12 protein-coding genes are annotated in these 21,784 nt (G+C 60.9%); 5 read left to right on the top strand and 7 right to left on the bottom strand.

What is annotated here, in order from left to right:
- Positions 1-89 precede the first annotated feature (89 nt).
- From AC1RT6_RS14760 to AC1RT6_RS14745, 4 genes are all read right to left on the bottom strand, one after another.
- The gene (locus AC1RT6_RS14760) at positions 90-3,284 is read right to left on the bottom strand and encodes an efflux RND transporter permease subunit (RefSeq protein ID WP_079448201.1); all 3,195 of its coding nucleotides are present in this window, start codon (positions 3,282-3,284) and stop codon (positions 90-92) included.
- Positions 3,285-3,293: 9 nt separating this feature from the next.
- A complete protein-coding gene (locus tag AC1RT6_RS14755) occupies positions 3,294-4,454 on the bottom strand; it encodes an efflux RND transporter periplasmic adaptor subunit (RefSeq protein WP_079448202.1) in 1,161 nt (386 codons plus the stop codon).
- Between the two features lie 128 nt (positions 4,455-4,582).
- Complete coding sequence (locus tag AC1RT6_RS14750) at positions 4,583-4,948, bottom strand: hypothetical protein (RefSeq protein WP_079448203.1); 366 nt, start codon at positions 4,946-4,948, stop codon at positions 4,583-4,585.
- Positions 4,949-5,118: 170 nt separating this feature from the next.
- Positions 5,119-5,673 carry a flavin reductase family protein gene (locus AC1RT6_RS14745; RefSeq protein ID WP_079448205.1) on the bottom strand — a complete coding sequence of 185 codons (555 nt, stop codon included), beginning with the start codon at positions 5,671-5,673 and terminating at the stop codon, positions 5,119-5,121.
- 607 nt (positions 5,674-6,280) lie between these two features.
- On the opposite strand from AC1RT6_RS14745, the gene AC1RT6_RS14740 reads away from it, so the two are divergent.
- Genes AC1RT6_RS14740 through AC1RT6_RS14720 form a run of 5 tightly spaced genes read left to right on the top strand, consistent with a single transcriptional unit; the run spans position 6,281 to position 10,877 of the window.
- On the top strand, positions 6,281-6,853 hold the full coding sequence (locus AC1RT6_RS14740) for a carboxymuconolactone decarboxylase family protein (protein WP_079448206.1): 573 nt from the start codon (positions 6,281-6,283) through the stop codon (positions 6,851-6,853).
- A gap of 17 nt (positions 6,854-6,870) precedes the next feature.
- Entirely contained in the window at positions 6,871-7,959 is a 1,089-nt protein-coding gene (locus tag AC1RT6_RS14735) for an acyl-CoA dehydrogenase family protein (protein WP_244553574.1), read from the top strand.
- Complete coding sequence (locus AC1RT6_RS14730) at positions 7,956-8,768, top strand: ABC transporter ATP-binding protein (protein WP_472791022.1); 813 nt, start codon at positions 7,956-7,958, stop codon at positions 8,766-8,768. Before AC1RT6_RS14735 ends, AC1RT6_RS14730 begins: the two co-directional genes overlap by 4 nt.
- Before the next feature lie 52 nt (positions 8,769-8,820).
- Entirely contained in the window at positions 8,821-10,023 is a 1,203-nt protein-coding gene (locus tag AC1RT6_RS14725) for an ABC transporter substrate-binding protein (protein ID WP_079448209.1), read from the top strand.
- Entirely contained in the window at positions 10,020-10,877 is an 858-nt protein-coding gene (locus AC1RT6_RS14720; RefSeq protein WP_079448210.1) for an ABC transporter permease, read from the top strand. The genes AC1RT6_RS14725 and AC1RT6_RS14720 overlap by 4 nt, the downstream gene beginning before the upstream one ends.
- A gap of 139 nt (positions 10,878-11,016) precedes the next feature.
- Here the strand turns inward: AC1RT6_RS14720 and AC1RT6_RS14715 are convergent, their stop codons facing one another.
- From AC1RT6_RS14715 to AC1RT6_RS14705, 3 genes are all read right to left on the bottom strand, one after another.
- Positions 11,017-11,316 (bottom strand): hypothetical protein, encoded by a 300-nt coding sequence (locus tag AC1RT6_RS14715; protein ID WP_079448211.1) that lies wholly within the window; start codon positions 11,314-11,316, stop codon positions 11,017-11,019.
- Positions 11,317-11,448: 132 nt separating this feature from the next.
- Positions 11,449-12,975 (bottom strand): Tc toxin subunit A-related protein, encoded by a 1,527-nt coding sequence (locus tag AC1RT6_RS14710; protein WP_493029516.1) that lies wholly within the window; start codon positions 12,973-12,975, stop codon positions 11,449-11,451.
- 67 nt (positions 12,976-13,042) lie between these two features.
- The gene (locus tag AC1RT6_RS14705) at positions 13,043-21,661 is read right to left on the bottom strand and encodes a neuraminidase-like domain-containing protein (RefSeq protein WP_493029515.1); all 8,619 of its coding nucleotides are present in this window, start codon (positions 21,659-21,661) and stop codon (positions 13,043-13,045) included.
- Positions 21,662-21,784: the final 123 nt, after the last annotated feature.

Below are 21,784 nucleotides of genomic sequence, written 5' to 3'. Positions count from 1 at the left end.
CCAACGCCGGCAGCGAACATACTCCGCTGTCCGGCGTTGTGCGTTTTTGGGGCATTGGTGCCGCCAGGGCTAGTTGACGGTGTGCGTGATCATTCTGCGGCCCTCCGTGTGAGTTCGAAGTTGACCACTTGCTCCGGATGCTTGCGTCCAAATAAGACATAAAGCGCGGGCAGCACGAACAACGTCAGCAGTGTCGCGCTGATCAGCCCGCCTATCACCACGGTGGCGATTGGCTTTTGAACCTCCGCGCCCGTGCCAGTGGCCAACGCCATCGGGACGAAGCCAAGTGAAGCCACCAGAGCCGTCATTGCGACCGGCCTCAGTCGGGTCAGTGCCCCTTCATAAATCGCATCCAATTTTGCCAGGCCTTGCGCCATGAGCTGCTTGATGAATGTGAGCATCACCAAACCGTTGAGGACCGCGATCCCGGACAGGGCGATGAATCCTACCGCCGCCGAGACGGAGAACGGCAAGCCGCGCAGCCAGAGAGCCAGTACGCCTCCGGTCAGGGCAAGAGGCACGGCGCTAAATACCAGCAAGGCATCGCGAGCCGAGCCGAGAGCGCTCATCAACAGCAAGAAGATCATCAGGAAGCACGCGGGAACCACGATCGACAAACGCCAACGGGCCGCCTCCAGATTCTCGAACTGCCCGCCCCATGTCATCCAGTAGCCGGCAGGCAGCTTCACCTGCGCATCGATTTGCGCGCGCGCATCGTTCACCACGGAAGCGATATCGCGATCGCGCACGTTGGCGGTCACCACGACGCGGCGCTTGCCATTCTCGCGGCTGACCTGGTTGGGGCCTTCGCCAAATGTAAAAGTCGCCACTTGGTCCAATGGAATGGTTAGGGGAACCGCGCCCATCGCGGGAAGGGATACGGGCAAACTTTTCAAGGCATCGAGATCGTGGCGGATTGTTTCGGGCAACCGCACGACAATCTCAAAATGCCGGTCACCTTCAAACACGACGCCAGCATCCCGCCCGCCGATTGCCGCGCCGATAACCTCCTGCACCGCCGCCAGGCTGAGGCCTCGCCGGGCGATCTCAGCCTTGTCCACCGCGATGTCCAGAACCGACAGGCCGCTGGCTTGCTCGACTTTGATATCCTTGGCGCCCTTGGTGGCCCTTAGGACGCTCGCGACCTGGTCGGCGGCGCGCAGCAAGGGCTTAAAATCATCGCCAAAGATCTTGACCGCGACATCGCCACGCACTCCTGCCAGCAGTTCATTGAAACGCATCTGGATGGGTTGGGTGAACTCATAATTGTTACCAGGCAGCTCACGCACTGCCGACTCGATTTGTTGGATCAAGGCCTCCTTGGAGAGATTTGGATTAGGCCATTGCTCCTCTGGCCTGAAGATAATGAAGGTATCGGCGGCATTCGGTGGCATCGGGTCCGTTGCAATTTCGGCCGTGCCGGTCTTCGAAAAAACAAAGGCGACCTCCGGCAATGCGCTAACCGTCTTTTCAATCTCGATTTGCATAGCCTGCGATTGCGCCAGGCTGGTGCTTGGAATACGCAGCGCGTGCATGGCGATGTTTTTTTCGTCCAGCGTCGGGATGAACACCTGGCCCAGGTGGACGAACACCAGCACCGTGGCGGCGAACATGAGGGCCGCACCTACCATCACCGGCAGCGGATGTTTGATCGTGCGCATCAGCAAAGGTGCGTAGGATTTTTTCAACCGCCGAACGATGCCATTGTCGCCTTCGGCGACACGACCCGTAATGAATATGGCAATCAGCGCCGGCACGAACGTCAGCGACAGGACGAACGCTGCGGCCAAAGCGAGGATGACAGTCAGCGCCATCGGCTCAAACATTTTACCCTCGATCCCGCTGAAGGTCAGCAACGGTACATAGACCAGGATGATGATTGCTTGGCCGTACACAGTAGGGCCGATCATTTCCTCTGCGGCGCCACGCACGGTGTCCAGACGCTCCGAAAGAGAGAGCGCGCGGTCTGAGGTGGCCTGGCGTTCGGCGAGGTGCCGCAGTGTGTTTTCGACGATGATGACCGCGCCATCGACAATCAGACCGAAATCCAGTGCGCCGAGACTCATCAGGTTAGCGCTGATGCCCCCCTGCAACATGCCGGCTGCCGTCATTAACATGGCGACGGGGATGACAAGGGCGGTGATGAGCGCCGCGCGGAAGTTCCCGAGCAGCACGAACAGCACGAGGATCACCAGAAGAGCGCCTTCAACGAGATTGGTGGCGACGGTCCTCACCGTGGCGTCCACAAGCTGAGTACGGTCGAGCGCTGTTTTGAGTTCAATGCCGGCCGGCAGGGTGCGGCGTACCTGGTCGATCTTGGCGTCGACAGCTGCCGCCACGGTGCGGCTATTGCTGCCAATCAGCAGGAGCGCCGTGCCGACAACGACCTCGTGGCCGTTCTCGCTGGCGCTGCCAGTGCGGATTTCACCGCCAATTGCCACTTGAGCAACGTCGCGGACACGTACCGGTACCGAACCTCGCGTGCTGATAACAACATCGCCAATGTCCCTGAGATTTTCGAGTCTTCCACCGGTACGCACGGCGATCCCTTCGCCGTTGCGCTCGATGACGCTGGCGCCGCGGCTGACGTTATTGGCTTCAATGGCGCGAGCGACGTCACCGAAGGACAGGCCCAGCGAGGTCAACTTCAAGGGATCAGGTCGGACGTGGTATTGCTTCACATAGCCGCCGATGGAATCGACGCCGGCTACGCCCACCACGCTCTTGATCTGCGGCCGAACCATCCAATCCTGCACGGTACGCAAATAAGCGGCGCGCTCCACGTCCGTGTTGAGTCGCTCGCCTTCTGGCGTGACGTAAGCACCGGCATCGGGCGATGTGGGAGCAAAGCCGATCGACCACATGTAGATTTCACCCAGGCCGGTAGAGATAGGCCCCATCTTCGGATCGACACCGGGCGGCAGGTTCGGACGCAATTCCAGCAAACGTTCGCCGACTTGCTGGCGCGCGAAATAGATGTCCGTTTTTTCCGTGAAAACGGCTGTTACTTGGGAGAAGCCATTGCGCGAAATTGAACGGGTGCTTTCCAGGCCGGGTATGCCGGCAAGCGCGGTCTCGATGCGAAACGTCACCTGTTTTTCGATTTCGACCGGCGACAACGCGAACGCCGTGGTGTTGACCTGAACCTGCTTGTTGGTGATGTCGGGGACGGCATCGATGGGAAGTCGGATTAACGACCACAGGCCCAACGCCACGGCACCCACGCTGAGGAACACCACAACCCACCGGTACTGAATCGATAGCGCGAGAATGCGGCTGATCATGGTCACCCCCTAGTCTTCATGCTCGGCCTCGGCCTTGCCGAGGTCAGCCCTGAGGGTGAAGGTGTTGGCGACGGCGATGCACTCCCCGGCCGACAGGCCGGCAGTTACCTCGGCCAGGCGCCCGTCCTGCCGGCCAATGGACACCTTGCGCGCCTCAAAACCTTTAGCCGTGCGGACGAACACGACAGTGTCGCCTTTGAAGGATTGCAGAGCTGTTTTCGGCACCGTTACAGCTGCTGATGTTACATCCATCGGAATCTCGGCGGTGATGAAAGAGCCCGGCCGCCATTTAAGTGCAGTGTTATCGACCGAGGCGACCACGCGGGCGGCGCGCGTGTCCTTATCGAGTAGCGGGCTGACGAACATGATGGTCGCCGGGGATGGCTCACCTCCGATACCGGCCGCGATGTTGATTTTCTGGCCTTCGTGGACGCTCGCCAAGTCAGAAGACGGTACCGCAAGCTCGGCCCAAACGACGTCCAGATTGACGATGACGTACAGCTCGCTCTCCTGGCCTTCGCGGCCGACCAGCGACCCAAGCTCGACACGGCGTTCCGCAATACGTCCGGCAATCGGCGCCCTCAGCTCCTGTAGTCGCAGCGTCTCGACGGGCTGTTGAGGCAGGGCTTCAATTTGTTCAGCAGTCAAGCTGAGCGCGAAGAGCTTTTGGCGGGCGATCTCGATTTTAACGCGAGCATCTTCAAACGTGGTACGAGCCCGCAGGAAATCGTTTTCGCTGAGAATCTTGCCTTCAAACAACCTGGTCGAACGATTGAACAAGGTTTGCTGCAGATCGAACACCAACCGCGCGGCCAGGTATTCGCTCTTGGCGTCGGCCACCTCGCGGCTCTCGATCACGGCGACAACTTCGCCCGCCCGCACGGTATCACCCAGCCGCTTGCGCAGCTCCGCCACTGTGCCGAGCAGCCGAACCGCGACCCGCGCGATGTGGTCGCCGCTGGGCACGATGGAGCCAGGCACTGCGATGCGTTTGCCCAGCATGCCGCCTTGCACTTCGCTGACGGCGAACTTGCCGGCATCCACCTGCTTCTCGCTGACCGTAACCACGAGTTCATCGTGTTTTTCCCCGCCCGGCTTTTCGCCGTGCGCCGCGAGGGGAAATGCCGCGCCGAGCACAAGCACAGCCGCGAGCAACCAAATCCGGACCATTACCAATATCCCGTGAACGAGCCTCGATCGCTCGTGATTTCGCCAAACCTTTCCCTGAACGCACGCAAGCCGTCGCATTGCCTGCGCAACGGGACGTGCCAACGGGGCCTAGACGGCCGCCTGGGAGGTTAGGCGCGGGGTGGTTTGAACAGAGGAAGGCCGGCAAGCGCGGCAGGGAACTGCTCCCGACCGGACGCCACCAAGCGCACGACGGGATCCGCCGGGGTCATCGCTACCGTCGCATGCTGGGTGGTAACGTGGGAGAAGCAGTGCCCGCTGTGGCACGGCAACTGTTGTTCTGGCGTATCCGGCGAAGAGTCCGGGTTAGCGCTCGTCATCACGACCGCAGAATCGGCTTTGGAAAACGTTGGACCACATCCGGCACAGTGAACCAGCGAAAACAACAGGCCGACGGTGAGCAGCAAAACGAACGGCAGTCGGCAAAGCCGACTTCCGATTTCCTCATTTAACGCCATGCCGCCGGACCGGGTCATCGTCTATTCAGTCAACTCCTCTCGTGTGATCTTTTCAAGGTCCCACTTGTTAAAAAATTATGATCAAAAGCGCGGGCGCAGGCGGAATGGGATAACCTCAATTGAGGGTGGCATAATGAATGCCGCAATTGCGAGCGCGGCGGTAGCGGGCCAACAATCTGTGGCGAATATCACGTAGTCGAAAAAACTGAGTCAGGAATAGTGCCGGTACCGGAATTCTGAGTCACTTCCAGATACTTCCCATGCCAGTACGCCAGCGCGCTGCGGTTGCTGGAGAGATGCACATAACGCACGCGGCCAATGACAATGTCGTGAGAATGGCGCTCGATGATGTCGTCGACCTCGCAATCCAGCGCAGCGAGCGCATCCGTCAGAAGCCGCACGCCGGTTATTTTCGTCATCCATTTCGCGCCGAGATAGCGGCCCGCCCCTTTCACGCCGCCGCGCCCTGAAAACCTTTCGGCAATTTCGGCCTGGCGAGCGTTCAGCACGTTTACGCCGAACACACCATGCCGCAACAGTATCGGCCACGCGGATGACTTTCGATTGATGCCGAAGATCACGGTCTCGGGTTCGATGGAAAGCGACGATACTGACGTTACGGTCAGGCCAGATACGTCACTGCCTTGTCCAACGGTGATTACACTTACCCCACTGGGAAGCCTTCGCATCGCATGGCGAAAACTTTCGGTTGCGTTAACCGTGTCTACTTCCAGTGTACTCATTCGGTAGGCCGTCGGAACGCCGGATCCAGAAGTTAAGTCAGTTGCTGCCATTTTTGATTTCAATGACCTTCATAATTCTGAACAGAACTCATGGGCGATGACACGGCGCGATGTCGAGTGGCTCCGAAAAATAGCAATGCATGCATCGCGAACGCGATATGCGCGAAAAAGTTATTTTTCGATTTGCTGCATCGGAACGCCAAACATTCCCTCATCAGGTCGACGACCTTGTGAAAGAATCTCGATAGATTCACCTATCCCTTCCGATGATCGAGAAGACGGATACCAACGTCCATCAAAATTCAAACTGCTCGAGAAACGAAGAACGGAAAATGCCATACGCCGTTAGCGAGCAGCATTACGTCATTAGAAAACACACGACGCCCCGCCTGATCTTGAAATAATCTCCTTATTGGTTTGCAGGTCAGAATAGCAGCATGCTCTTAGTCGCCGGCTAAGAAGGTCGTTTCTTGTTATTTTTCGAAACGGGTTGTCGAGGCTGGACGCCTGTTTCACCATCATCATATCGAAGGGCTCATAACCTGACTGAGTTGGTCGCCGCTCTTCGCGCTGGTCCACTTGGGTCGATGCCACCGATAGGATGCACATGACACGCTTGCCAATTCATACCGCTACCACAGCCCCTGAAGCCGCCAGGGAACGGGTCCAGAATGCCGAGGCGGCGAACGGCTTTCTACCTAACCTGATCGGGCTTTTGGCCAATGCGCCAACAGCGTTGGAGACCTATCAGACCGTGAGCGGCATCAACGCGCGCAGCGGCCTAACGCTAGCGGAGCGAGAGGCAGTGCAGATCACCGCTGCCGCGACCCATGGCTGCGGCTTCTGCGTCGCCGGTCACACCGCGATCGCTTATAAAAAAGCTGACCTGAAGGACGCTACCGTCAACGCGCTACGCGATGGCACGCGTGGGCCGGATGCACGCCTCAATGCCGTAGCGGACTTCACCCGCGCCGTGATTCGCAGCCGCGGCCGTGTCGAGGATTCCGAATTGAAGGCGTTCCGCAACGCCGGCTTCAACGACGCCAACGTGCTGGAAGTGGTGCTCGGCGTCAGTCTCGCGACGCTGTGCAACTTCGCCAACAACCTCGGACAAACAGACCTCAATCCGCAGCTTAAGCCTTATGCATGGAACAATTCGGCCGCCGTCGCTGCCGAATGACGGATGAAGGTATCGCCATGACACACTTAATCTCCGATCTTGTGGCATGGCTTGACGCCAGCGCCTTTCATCTCGACACCACGGCCGACACAGCCGCAGCGGTTCTTCCCAAGCTCGCGGACGCTGGTCTGTTTGGGCTGGGCGTGCCGGTGCAATGGGGTGGCAACGGCGGCCATGTCGCTGACGCGGTCAACGCCATCGCCGAGGTCTCGGCGCATTCGCTGACCGCGGGCTTCGTGTTCTGGGGCCATCGCACATTCATCGAATATCTGCTGCAGAGCCCCAACGCCGCTTTGCGCGAAACGCTACTGCCGGATCTATTAGCCGGCCGGCGCGGCGGCGCTACCGGCCTGTCCAACGCGATGAAATTCCTTTCAGGCATTGAGGAACTGTCGGTGCAGTCCCAGCGTAGCGGCACTGCGCTACAGCTCGACGGTTATCTGCCGTGGGTGACCAACCTGCCCGCGACAGGCTTTGATGTTGCGCTGGCTGTCAAGGGTGCGGATGGTGCTCCTGCCTTTATCGCCGCACTGACTTCCGACGAGTCCGGTCTCGAACGCTCGCCTGATCTCGATCTGATGGCAATGCGCGGATCAAATACTGCGGCGCTCAAGATCGACGGTGTGCGTGTTGGCGAGGATCGCGTTATTCATCACAATGCTACCGAATGGCTGCCGAAGGTAAGGCCCGCATTTTTGGCGATGCAATCTGCGTTGTCTGTCGGCCTAGCACGTCGCGGACTTGCGGAAGCGACCGCCAGACTTCGCAATGACCGCGACATCCTGAGTGAACCGGTCGCTGCGCTTTCCGCCGAACTCACTTCCACCGAAACTGCGCTGCATGAAGGGCTGCGTGGAGGCCGCTTCATCGAGCACCCGGCAAGCCTGTTCCGCCTACGCATTCATCTCGCTGAGATTGCGGTGCAGGCCGTACAGTTCGAGCTGTCGGCCTCCGGCGGCCGGGCCTATCTGTCTCAGCCCGGCGCAGGCTTTCAGCGCCGGCTGCGCGAAGCCGCTTTCATTCCGGTCGTCACGCCCAGCCTGGTACAACTGAAGCTCGCGCTTCGCGTTCAGGAATTGCCAGCCGCCGTCGGCGCGACAGCATGACCACGGCCGCACAAACCGCTTCCCCGGCACCGGATCGTCAGGCTGCTATTCTTGAAGCCGCCGGCGTGGTGCTGCGCTATCCCGACCAACCGCAACCGGTTGTCGGGGCGTTCGATTTTGAGTTGGCCGCAGGCGAGACCGTCAGCGTGCTCGGTCCGAGCGGAGTCGGCAAATCGAGCTTGTTGCGCGTGCTTGGCGGGCTGCAAAAGCCAACCGACGGCACGGTGACGATGAATGGCAAGCCGCTGCAGGGCGTGTCACCGCGCGTTTCCATCGCCTTTCAGGACGCAAGCCTGCTGCCATGGCTGTCGCTGGAGAAGAACGTTGCATTCGGGCTCAACTTCAAGCACCAGCCGCGTCTGACGCCGGAGGAAAGCAAAGTCCGCGTCGATGTTGCGATTCGTGAAGTCGGACTGACGCACGCACGGCACTACTTTCCCGAGCAACTGTCCGGCGGCATGGCGCAGCGCGCCGCGCTGGCGCGATGCCTGGCGCGCAAGCCGGAAATTCTGCTGCTCGACGAGCCCTTCGGCGCACTCGACGAAGTGACCCGTACCGAGATGCAGCATCTGCTGCTGAAGGTGATGCGCGATTTCCAAACCGCGGCGATCCTGATCACTCACGACATCGATGAGGCCCTGTTGGTCTCTGATCGCATCCTGCTGCTCGGCGGAACACCGGCGCGAGTGATCGGCCAATGGTGCATCGACCTTCCGACACCGCGCGAAAACTACATCGCAGAGCTCGGCGTCATCCGCGTTGAAATTCTCTCACGACTGCGCGGCGCGACCCAGCGGCGCATTAACTAAAACGGCCACGTAGCGACGCCGCGCAGCCAAATGACGATTCAAAGGACCGGCCATGTCGATCGACGAATTTTCCCGTTACGACGTCTCCCGCCGTCAGATGCTGCGCCTGTCAGCGCTGCTGACCGCTAGTGGCGCGCTGCCGCTCCTGAAGGCATACGAGGCGCGCGCCGAGGTCGCGGATGTGCCACTGCGTATCGGCTATCTACCGATCACCGATGCGACGCCGCTTCTGGTGGCGCATGGCAAGGGGTTTTTCGAGGAGGCAGGCATCAAGGCCGAGAAGCCGGTGCGCCTGCGGAGCTGGGCGCAGGTGCTGGAAGCCTTTATCTCCGGACAAGTGAACGCCGTCCATCTGCTGTCGCCGATGACAGTCTGGGCACGCTTCGCCAGCAAGGCTCCGGCCAAGGTGGTCGCCTGGAATCACACCAGCGGCTCCGGCCTGAGCGTCCTGCCGCACATCAACAGCGTCAAGGATCTTGGCGGCACTACGGTTGCCATTCCGTTCTGGTACTCGATTCACAATGTGGTGCTGCAAGTCCTGCTGCGCGAGAACGGATTGAAGCCGGTGTCGAAACGCACAGGCACCCCCGCTGCCGACGAGGTCAATCTCGTTGTCATGGCGCCGGCTGACATGGTGCCAGCGCTCGCCTCGAAGCAGATCAGTGGCTACATCGTCGCCGAGCCGTTCAACGCAGCGAGTGAGGCGCTTGGTGTCGGAAAGATCCTGCGCTTCACCGGAGATGTCTGGAAGGATCACGCCTGCTGCCTGGTGTTCATGCATGAACGCGATATCCAGCAGCGCCCGGAATGGGTGCAGCGCGCAGTCAACGCGATGGTCAAAGCGCAGCTCTGGACGCAGGAACATCGCGCGGAGACGGCGGCGCTGCTCTCCAAGGACAATCCCAACCAATACACCCCGCATAGTGTCGAAGTTCTGAGCAAAGTGCTGGCGCCGCCGGAGGCTGATGATGCCACCTACATCAAGGTTGGCGCGATCAAGCATCCGGACTGGCGCGAGCGCCGGATCGATTTCCAGCCCTATCCGTATCCAAGCTACACCGAGGAACTGATCCGGCGCCTGCGGGAAACATTGGTCGAGGGTGATCGCGCGTTCCTCGATACGCTCGATCCGGCAGCCGCTGGCCGCGAGCTTGTCGACGATCGTTTCGTCAAGAAGGCGGTGATCGCGGCAGGCGGCATGGCGGCGTTCGGTCTGCCGGAATCCTTTACCCGCACCGAGGTCGTGGCGGCATGAGCACAAGCTGGCCAAGCGACAGCCTGAGCCGCTCCGCATCTCCGCGGCTCGCTACGTTTGCGGGTCGTTTTGGCGGCAAGCCATTGCTGACGCTGCCAGCATTGACCAACAGCCTGCTCGGCATCGGCGGACTGATCATGCTGCTGTTGCTATGGTGGCTCGGCACCGATGTCCTGGCTTCATCTGAAGGATTTATCCGGCAGTTCTCGCCGACCACGGCGATCCCCAAGCTCGTAACGATGCTGGCGCAGCCTGATCTGTCAGCGCATATTCTCGCCAGTCTGCGCCGGGTGCTGATCGGTCTCGCTTTCGCGTTGCTGATCGGCGTGCCCGTCGGGCTCGCAGTCGGCAGTTATAGCCGCCTCAATACCGCGACCTCGCCGGCGTTTCAGTTTCTGCGCATGATCTCACCTCTGTCGTGGATGCCGATTGCGGTGATGATGTTCGGCGTCGGCGACCAGCCGATCTATTTCATGCTGGCGTTCGCCGCGGTGTGGCCGATTCTGCTCAACACGGCCGAAGGTGTGCGGCGGCTGCAGCCGAGCTGGCTCAGTCTTGCCGACAGCCTCGCCGCGACGCGCTGGGAAACACTGTGGTACGTGATTCTGCCCGGCGTGCTTGGCCATGTGCTGACCGGATTGCGGCTTTCCGTCGGTATCGTCTGGATCGTGCTGGTGCCGTGCGAGATGCTCGGGGTCTCGGCTGGTCTCGGCTATTTCATTCTCGATACCCGCGATCGCCTCGCTTATTCGGAGCTGATGGCCACGGTGCTGATGATCGGCATACTCGGCTTCCTGCTCGATGTCGGAGCGCGGATGCTGTATCAAACTGTCACCCGCAGTCGCACCGCCTGAGGGATCGTCTCGCTCTCCTATAGCGTTGGCTCATGGTTTCGACCGGCTTTGGCCCTGGTTCCTCACCCTAGTGGCGCGATCAAGCCACCGCTAGCACTTGGCTCGGGTAACGCCGTGCATCTAATCAGTTGCGAGGGAATCAGGATCGACCCAATTTCGCTGGCTTTTCCGAGCGTCTTTCCTGCCGGAGCCGCGCCGGCGGGCGCGGGTCTTTACCGGTGACCGCCATGAACTCCTCAAGAGTGAGATTGAGCTTGTCGCCGTTCGAAAGCTGCATCACCGCATAGGTCTCGTCCCCTTGCTGTGGCAGGACCCGCACGCTGACGATCTGGTCCGCGTTGAGGAAGAAGCCGAACCTCAGCTCGATGAATTCCACCGCGCTGGCTCTCGGCTTCGGAGCAGGCCTTTTCTCTTCATCGCGCGCGCTTTTCTTGATCATAGGCCCTCCCTCCACTGCTATCGCGTTTTCGAGCGAAGTGGATACCGGCTCGCGTGAAGAAAACGCGTCACATCAAAATCATAGAGCTTCGCTTCTGATTTCCGTCAGAAGCGGAAGAGCTCCAAGCTCTTCTCAACACAGTGCCGCACAGTCGTTGTCGCAAGCGGGCTGCCTCGGCAAGCATCGCTCAGGTGGACCGGCCTCGAACGAACACACCAAGTAAGCGCGGTAAACGACGCTGATGCTTTCGGCAAACAAGAAATGGCCGATCGTGATCGGATGGTCGTCTCGCAGGAACGGGAACGGATACTCGATCACGCCGTGGAACAAGCAAGGCCAGTCTTCGCTGGCCACGCAGGTGAAAAAGTAACGGTCGCAGCACTTCTCCTCCGCGCCATCCTGATGCTCCGGCAGAAACTCGATCTCATAATTTCGTACGTCCTGACACAGGCGCGTCTCGAACCAAAGCTCGACTCGTCGCATGCGAACAGGCCGCTCGCCCGGCAGGTACGGGAACATGCTGCAGCTCATGCGCAATGCGAGCGCGCGTGCGCAACCTGACTCCTCGACAACCGGCCCAAGGCCCTTGAACCGTTGCCACGCGTCCGAAAAGTCCTGTCGCCAGTCGAAGAAGCGTAGTCCGGCGCCCGGCAGCATGCAGGATGCCGCCGCCCAACTCGCTTCTCTCAGCGACGAACCGCCTTCGCGAGCAGTGTAGCTCAACTGGAAGATCAGGTCGCTAAGCGTGTCGATGTCGAAAGCGTTCGTCTCGATCGGAAGCTCGATCCGCCACCGACTCACCGCACCCGCATACTCAAACGGCAGATAGCGCTCGTCTCGGAAATTGAGTTCGAACAATCCGGTGTCGTTCTGACCCGTGGAGGTTGCGATCGCCTCAGTGGCGCCGTACCGCTTCACAATGCGAGGGTCGTCCGTGATGGATTCATAGCGCTGCTGCTCACAACAACCACATGTACACTGGCCGGGGCAGCACTCTTCGACGTCGAGTAACGTAGGTTCGACGCGCGTCGCGCTGCTCAGCAGCGTCAGCTTGCAATGAACCCCTGTGTACGGACCGGCGACGCAGGGGATCGTCAGACTCACTGCCTTGATCCGACGCAGATAATGCCCGGGATACTCGCGGTCGAGACGCCATTCCGGAATTTCAATCTCGCAGGCACCGGTCGTCTTGAGCTGAAGGAACGCAAGCGGGAAATCGAGGCGCAACGACAAACGCGTGACAAGCTCTTGCTCCCGTCGATTCTGATCGAAGTACGCCTTCTCCATGGCGCGCAGCGCCGTCGACAGACGTTCGCCGGCCAGCAGGCCTTCATGCAACCCATCCCAAACGTTCAGTGGCAGGTAGCTTTGCGTCGTCAGCTCGCGCTCCAGCTGGAATGCCCGCTGCGCCTGCCGCGCCCAGCACCATGCGACATAGAACATCTGTCGGTGCAGCGCCGCGACCTCCTGCTGCAGAAAGAGATAGAGCGAGTGATTCGTGAACTTGTCGCGCAGGAAGTCTTGAACCTCCGCGGCTTGTTGCTTCTGCTGTGCCAGGTTGTTCAACTGGCGCAAGGCGGCATCGCGCTTGCGCTCGGCGCCCAGAATTTGCCGCTCGATCTGCTGGATTTCGATGTCGAGCACGGTGACCTGGAACACCCAGTCGGCCTCGCGACGATCCCATCCCGACTCGGTCAGCGCCAGACCGCTTTGCGTGTTGGTGATGTCAGCGGACGTATAAAGGATACGGGCCGCAGCGGCGAACGCATGCGAGCTTGGTGCCGATAGGCATCTTGAACACCGACACCGGCGTGGACGCGACACCCGCAACACCCGTCGTGTTGTCAGGAATGAGATTCATGACCTGACCGACCGCCTCGACGATGTTGCCGGCCGCACGCGTGGTCATCGAAACGCCCATCAGGTTCTGATAGCTCTGTTCTTTCGGGATGAGCCCATTCGCAATAAGGTCGGCATAGTATTGGCGTTTCGCCTGCGCAGACTGTTTCGACTTCTGCAGCGCCTGAACCTGCCAGTCCGCTTCGCGAAACTCCATGCGACGGATTTCTTCGGTCAGATTCTGCAACTGCCGCTCATGTCTCGATCGCATGGCCGCGAGGAATTCGGCATCTCCTTTTTCGAATGCCGCAATCAGTTCAGCACCAAACGTACGCACCTCGTTTGCCGTTTCCAGTGCGCGCTGGAGGAGAAACTGGAAGCGATAGGGACTTGGCGGACAGCAGCAACCGTCGTCCAAACAGTTCGTGGCCTCGGTCTTCCATCCGCGTCGTACAGGATCGTCACCCCAATACGAAGTATCCAGGTGCAGGACGCCGCTTTTCAATCTGGCTTTCGTGAGGCATTGGTGAAGAGCATCGAGCTGATCGGCGACGTTATCGTAGATCTCCATGAGGCGAGGATTGAGCGGCGGGAGTCGCGGCACGAACGCCGCCACCGTCTGCGGACTCTGACCGTCATCCTGGCCGTAGATCGTGCGCGGCCGCGGGCCAAGAAACTGCGAAAGCGTATCGAGGCGCAGCTTTGCCACCGCATAACCTTCGGGTGAGTTCTTGCACATCGCTGATTGCGCGTGCTGAAGTAACGTTTCGAGATACGACAGCACGACGCTGCGCTGCCGGGCCGCGACATCCGTCCTTACCAGCGTATCGCAACACGGATCCTGATCTGTGCGCCTCGCGCCGCTCACCACTGACAGCACGGTGGGCGCAACATTCCGGCCGGGATTGGCGTTCAGGCTCGCGTCGAGATTCGGCTGATCCGCCCCTGCACCGGGCACTGCGGGGTTGGGGCCTCTGTTTACGTCCCCTGTCGGCACGCTTCCTCCGTCGCGCGGCGGCCTGCGACACGTCGACCAGCTCAGATCCTTGTCGCCGGGAGTGAAGTAGAGCTCATACCACTTCAGCGCCGCCTCGTAGCGGCAGTGGGTCCGTAGTGTTGCCGCAACAGTCATCGCTGTCGCGAAGATCGAGGGTTCGAGCGGCGCGCCCGGCAGAAAATAGACGAAGAACGGATACGCTGACAGTGAGGGCGGAAACGGTCCGGCGGGGGCCGGCGTTGCGATCACTTCGGGCAATACCACGGCGGTATCCGGCGCGATATCGTATCGGAAACCCCAAGGCGACGGATCCGTGAAGCCAAGCGGAAGCGCATCGGCATGGGTGACGCGGAATCGTAACGAGTCTCCCTCGCGACCGTCGAACTGGAGCTGCGGTTCACCTGCTGCGAGGATCACATGAACGCCGTCATCGGAGTAACGCGGTGTCTGGAACTCACCGTTGTGCACGCGAACCCACGCGAGTTTAACCATCGGCTTCGTCGGCCAAGCGAGCAGTTTTGGCAACTGCGCGGGGCGATGCCAATCAGACGTCATGTCACCGGGCGCGACTCCCCAGTCGGCATCCTGATACAGGGTCTTGTCGGCGACGTTGAGAATGGTCGGATCATAGTATTCCGAGTTGACCAGCCAGAAATAGTACTCGTCCATCACAGGCAGATGCACACGACCGCAGTCGCAGCAGCACGGCGACGCCGCGTTCGCGGCCGGCATGAACAAAGACGTGGCCGACGGCTCACCGGCAGCAGCGATACGCAGGAAGCGAGTGCCCAATCGGACCGCCGCCTGCAGCCAGAGCGGCAACTGCGGCGAAGCCGACCCGTTCGGGTCGACGCCATTCCCATTTCCGCCGTTTCCGTTCGCGGCACCTGGCGCGACAGCGGCGATTCCGATGACAGGTCCGTCCGGATTTCCACCCGGAGTATCGCCGCCACCCTTAGACTGCATCTGCGACGGCGCAAGCCAGCTCGGCCGTGCATGTCGCTCAGGCCGACCCATCAACCCGAGATTCTCGGATTGCGCCACCTGTTTGAGATAAGACGGTTCTCGATGCTGCAACGAAATGAGCGCCGGATTGTCGGGCCAATACGGCTCCGGCCAGTATTCCATGCCGCCCGGCTCGATCGCTGTGAGCGTTCCCCGCCTCAGCTCGGATTCGAGGAAGCGGAATGCTTCCGTCTGGATCGCATGCTCGTGCTCGCTCCACTCGACGCAATTCTCCCTATATAACATGCGCCGACGGCACGCCTGCCAGATCCGGAAGGTCGCGAATATCTTGTCCCAAGCCGCTGCGAACTTGGGCGCGATCGTGAACGTCGGCTCCTGAGAAAGTCGCGCGCGTTCAACGAACGACTGCACGGCAGTGATCGCCTCCTCGATACGGCTCGCCTTCTCGCAGACTCCCGCTTCGACGTCGAGCAACAGCAGCGCACCGATGTCGCGGGCCGACGTCGCAAAGCTGCCGGGTGCGAACGGCAAGGGCACGCGATTCATTCCCGTGAGCCAGGCCAGCAAGGCCGCCCGCGCCCGCCCGCGCAGCAGATTGTTGAGGCGCTCGAGATCGGCATAACGCCTTGGGGCGCGCTCGATCATTCCGTCGCGATAGAACTTCGTCAGATTGGCATTACCTCCCGCCATCGCGGCCGCCGTGCTCGCGGCCCAGACATCGGGCTGCGCGAACGACAGATCGCGAGGCACGAACGCCTGCAACAACGTCTGCACCCAAAGCGAGGCGCGCCAGCAGCGTATCGCCCAACGATCGTCGCAGAGCTTCGTCCAATCGACGGTGACGCCGTCATGGAAATCCAGGATCAGCGGCGCGTTATTCACGTCGACGCCGAGATCTATGAGCAACGGAACCGGATCGACCGGCTGTTGGTTCGACGCCTCGACGAAGCAAAGCCACGCCAGCCGCTCACTGCACCGCCGAATGGTTTTTCGCATATGAGCGTAGTCGCAGAGTCGTTCGAACCAGTCGAACAATGCCTGTCTGCGCCGCACGGACGGCGTGGCACGCTGGTCGAACGGCGCCGGAGGATCGCGTTCCGGGTCGCCGGCGTAGACGTCACCAACCGGAAGGTAATTGAAGTCCAGCAATGCACGGTGGGACGTGAACGGTGCACCCGCCACATAGGTGAAACCGGCAAACAGCGCTGGCGAGGACAGCATGTATTCGATCTCGGAAACGTTCGCGCGGGCAACCAGACCTGCGGACAACCGCAGTCGATGACAGAAGAGCAGCGCCTTGAACGCGCGTTCATAGGTGCGACGAATGTCGCGCAGGCTGCTCGTGTATTGTTGCGCGAGATACTCTACCGCCGAGGGGACGACCGCCATTGCACTCGTCAACGGGGCGGTCACGACATCGCGGTACAGACGCTCCGCAGGAAGCGCGACGATGCAGTCTTGCGTATCGGGGCCCTCGTACTTCACGGTGAAGCCGGTGCGGGCACGCACCAACTCGTTTTTTTCGTCGAATTCCGGCTGAATCTGCTCAAAGTCGATGTCGATGAAATAGGCGCCACGTTTCAAATGCAGCGGGCCGGATATGCGGTCGGGTGCTTGCTCATCCGCCCAGCGATAGTTGAGCAAACGGAACGTCTTCTGCCCGCGCCGCAGATTGACTCGCCACTTGTTGTGATTGCACTTTTCGAAATCGGGTCGCTCGCAGTCCGGCGTCGGCGCCCCGGCAAAGAACGTGTACGTGCCCGGCTTCTCGACAATGAGCACGCCAGACCAGTGCGCGGTGAATCCTTCGGCGCCGGCAAGCGGCAGCCCGTCCGCTTCACGAAGCGCGATTCCGTTCCGGATCAGTGCGAACTCATGGTCGGTCGCCGGCAACGCGAAATCGAGTTTCGGAACGATGGTGGGGATCGGCGCATTCCAATGGTTGTTGGCCCGCGTGAATGCGTCCATCGCCCCGGTCAGCTGGGGCCACGCCTCGCCGCTCGAGTTCCTTACTTCACCGAGCAGGCCGGTGCCCGCGAGGCCGATTAGAGCGGCGAATGCGCCACCGGTCGGCTGCGCCCAGGTGAAGCCTGCCGGAAGTTCGCCATCGTCACGCTCCCACGGGCCGGTCGCAAAATTTTCATCGCCCAGCAGGCGGCGGAGGACCAGCAGGGCGAGATCGATCTCGACCTCACCCTTGTCCGAAGCATGGCCGACGTGACAAGCCAGGTGTTCCGCAACGGTGCGCGCGCGGTGTGAGAACGTCATGAATGCACGCCGGAAATAGTCCCACCGTTTCCGTTCGTCCGATTCCTCTATGAGCGCCTTCTCCGCCTCTACAAGGCTCGGAAACAGAAAAGAGAATCGTGCCAGTTCTGCACGAGGCAAGAAGTATAGTTGCTGAACCGCTGCGCGCTCGTTGGCCGTCAGCTGCTCGATCGCGTTAAGTTTGAAGAGCACATCCTCGTTGCGAAGAGGAAGTTCCATGACGAGCTCTTGTGCGAGCGCGTCGTATTGGAAGGGTCCGGGATGCGGAAAATTCCACATACTCGCCACCGTGCCCGGAAGCACGGTACGGTATTGGCGCGCTTGCGGCCCGGCGGCAATGCCCGAGCGCGCCAGCGCGTCGGGAAAGAAGTGCTCTCCCAGCTTTTGCAACGGATCCGTTCCGACCGGGGGAGCGTAGCCGAATTCCGTGCGCATCGCCGTGGAGAGCGCCGTCCAGGTCAGCGCTGCAATGTCCTCGTCCTTCGTCCGGACATGCAGGAGCCTCTCGCGCAATTTCCACAGATCGAAGGGGTGCCCCTCTTCCGGAAAATCGAAGGGCTGGTCGAGAGCTTCGTTCCCGTCCTGCTGGAAGAATGGATCGTCGCCGCCGAGATGCTGATCGACCGAGAAGAGATACAGCAACTCCCCCGTCGTGAACGACGAACCATAGATCTTCGCCAAAATCTCCGTGAAGCGCAGGGTACTGGTCGGTTGCGCATTCCATCGCGCTGCGGCCGCATCGAAGCCGCTCAGCAAGGCCAGCGAGTCCAGGTTTTGGCGCAGGATCTTCATGAACTCCGGCGGACGATGGCGACGATGGCTGCCCGGGCGTCGGCCTGGCGCATGCTCACGCTCGGCACGATCCTCGACGCGACCGAGAAGGTGCGCGACCGCCCAATCGAACGACGACGCCGGTCCCGCGCTCCATAGGCCGAGTAGCCGGGTGCGCGTCGCGCCGCTCGCATTCGGCGCGGCATGATCGGTACCGAGATCGAGTTGCCAATCGTCACGCAGGATCTGAAACGATGCGAGCTGCCGGATGAATTCCGGATTCGCGTTGGCGCCCTGGAATAAGTTGAACACGAGACAGATGTCGCAAAGATCGGCAAAACTGTAGCCCGCACCACGCAGACACTTGAGCGATCGCCAGAGTCGAATGAACACCATCAACCGGCGAAGCGCGTCTTCGATCGACTCCGGATGAGTGAACCGAATAATGAGATCGTCGGCACAGCACGGTTCGCATATCGGGAAGTCCGGGTCCTGCGGCAGACCCGTCGGCCCGCCGGCCGCATTGAACTGATCGGGAATCCGGCGTTCGAACTCCACGAACTTCGACTTCCACAGTTCGAGGAACTCGCAATACTGAAGCCCTGTCCGTTTCAGGAATTCCGGTACGCGCACGACGATCGACTTCCAGTCGACGCCATTGATCATGTCGGTCGGGAACCCGTACATCTTATGCAGATCTGTCGCGCCGATCGGGTTCAGATAGAGCGTCTGGTGCTCGGCCGGTGAGAGGCCGAGGTACTCGATCGCCAGTTCGATGCGCACCGGATAGCGCCACAGATGCTTTTGAAAATCGGCCGCTTCCTCACCCGCATCGATAGCGAATTCAGTAATATACTCGCGGAAGGCACGCATCGTCGCGAACCGCGACGTACCCATCGCGCAGAGATACGAACGCGAGATATCGAGGGGCTGCGAGTACGGCAGCAAAGGCGATGAGAAATCGATCTCAAGCGTCGCGTAGGCGCCCGGTCGCTTTACCGGCGTCGCGGGCGTCGAATGTTCCGGCAGGGCAGCGAAGAGCGCGTTCGGCAGGTGGCCATCGCTCTCTTTGTCGTCGGGCGCTTTGAGCGTGTGGCCTCCGAGCGCGACTCCATTCGTGTCATACACAACGCCCGTCGCACTGCCATCGACCAGCGCTTCAAGATTCTCGTTGACGATGTCGATCAGAGGCAGCGTCGTGCAGAGATTGGCGGCCGTAGCGTGCAGATCTCCGAGCGGCCCGCGCCGCACCGCGATCAACGCGCCGAGTGGATCGCCGGTCGCAACCGGATGATCGCATGTGGAACCGAAACCGGCGGCAAGCAAATGCTGCAAGTATGTCACCGGACCTAGCGGCGACAAGTGCCAGGGTGGGATGCAGTTGACGAGCGAGGCGTCGGGATTGATCGGTGTGAACGGGCCGGGCGCTACAGACGGGGCGCCCGCGACCGAGCCGCCGGCTGCCGCCTGAATGGCGGCAGCGTGCGGATAAGCCACCGTACCCGTCAACGCGTACTCGAACTCCGTCGATGACAACGCCTGAATCTTCTCGCGAGAGGTGAACCCGCGCGCATAGAGCGCTTCGAGCAGCGAGAACTGCAACGATGCCGGACCTACGCCGCTCGTCGCGCGCAGCAACTCGTCGATCGTCTGAAGCGCATTGAGCAGCCAGGCCTGCGCGTTCGCATCACCGGGGAACGCCGTCTGCAAGGCATTCACGATAAGCGACGCGTTCCAATTCGCGACGGGAAATACAAAACCAGGGGCCGCCGCGAGAAAGGCTCCAAACGGTTCATTGTCGGCGATGGGTATGGTTAGCGCATGCATCCCCGCGCCCAGCACCGGTGGCGGTGCGATGGACAGCACCTCGAAGTATTTGCGGACCTGCCGAACGAACGCCTGCACGCGCTCCTCGGGCGTGCCCGGATTCGTGAAGTCGGGCAACAGTCCCACATTGCCGGGCAGGAAGAAGGCCATCCACTGCTGAACCGTGAGCGCCTTCAACTGTCCCGTGCTTGCGACCGGGATGGCCTTGATTGCCGCGATCAGCGCCGTCGAGTCCGCTGTAACGACGGTCTGCTGAGTGACCACGGCCAGCACGAGATCGAGGTGGCCCGGCACGAGCGCGGCTGGGAAAGGACTCTGCTGCCAGAACGGATCGATCGACGGGTTGGTGTCCGCAAGCCACGCGGTCACAAGCGCATTTACATTCGGATTGAGCGGGCATAGCGGGGGTCGCTGCACGCGTCCGCGCCCAATCGCAACAAGGCGTCGAGCCGCATTCTCAGGCGGGATCGCAGCGACGGGGATGATGTTCGCATCAATCGCCGCCTTGATCCCTGTAACGATGCGCGGCTCGTCATCGTCGGTTGCCATGCGGTAACGCTGATCGGCGGTGACGTTCGCCGCGAGGGTCGCTGAGAGCGCGTAGAAATATTCCGCAGGCACCTGGAAGTTGAGCGTCAGGCCACCGCTATCCTCAATGACGACGTCAGCCTGCCTGAATGTAGAGCCCGGCGTCGGCGGCGTGCCGGTTTCGACCGGGAAATGCAGACTCGCACGTACCGGTGCCGCACTCTGCTGCTCGGCCCAGACCGCAGCCGATATTGCGAAGACATATTGCGCCAGTCGATCCGAATTCGCATTCTGAAGCGCGTAGTAGCCCAACAGGCTCGCCTCATACTGTTTGCGATCCATGTCCGCCCGGTCGCGATCGTCGTTGCTCCAGGACGTATCGGTCTGCGGACGTGTGTACATTTCCTCGAGCCGCCGGTCGTTCGGGCGGTCGGGCGGCGGTGTGATCTGGCGATTCCAGATGATCTCGCGTGCAACCTGCCGTGCCTGCGCGGCGGTGAGCGGGCTCCGGTTGGCAAGCGCGGCGCCGGCGTCGGGATCCTGCGCCAACACCTTGTCCACTGCCGTACGAAGCGAAGCAAATTTCGGCGGCGTTCCGTCCGTTGGCAAGTCAACGAATGCGGCATTGGGATCAAGCGCAACCGAAGGATCGGGCAGCGAAACCACCAACGCGGGCGGATCGACGCCGATATAGGTTGCCGGATTGTTCGAGATCGGCGCATCCGGCTCGGTCTTCACATTGAAGTCGAGCCGTTCGTAGGCAACGATCTCCGTACCTTGCTTTATCTCAAGACGCAGATCGCTCGTGTTGAACTCCGCCGCCGGCGAATTGAGCTCGATGACAGCGGTTGCGACCGCTTCCAGGCGCACATCCGGTTCAGGCGGCGCGGGCAGCGGAAGCACCTGCACCGGGTACACGGAGAAGTGCTGCGCGATTCTTTGCGTCGCCGGCGTGAACGCTGGACCGGACGCGTTGATGCCGGTGTTCGGAACCCACGCGCCCTGCGCCTGTCCGATGAGCGTGCCATCGGCCGTATTGTCAAAAGACAGGTCGAACGCACGAATGGAAAGATTGGCCAGATAGTTGCTGAAGTCGGCGCCGCTGGTAGGCTTCATCGGCACGAGGCGGACGAGAATGACGTGTGGCATGACGAGAATTCCTTTGCCTACTTCTCTTTTCTTTCTGCGATCAGTTCATGCGGATCACCGCATGAACGCGATCCGACCGCCGGGACGACAAGGGCCTACCGTTTCATCCTGCTGGCGAGCTCC

The organism is Nitrobacter sp. MLSD-S21 (assembly GCF_058809865.1).
The sequence above is the reverse complement of the archived record's forward strand: the minus strand, read 5'-3'. Positions and strand labels throughout refer to the sequence as shown.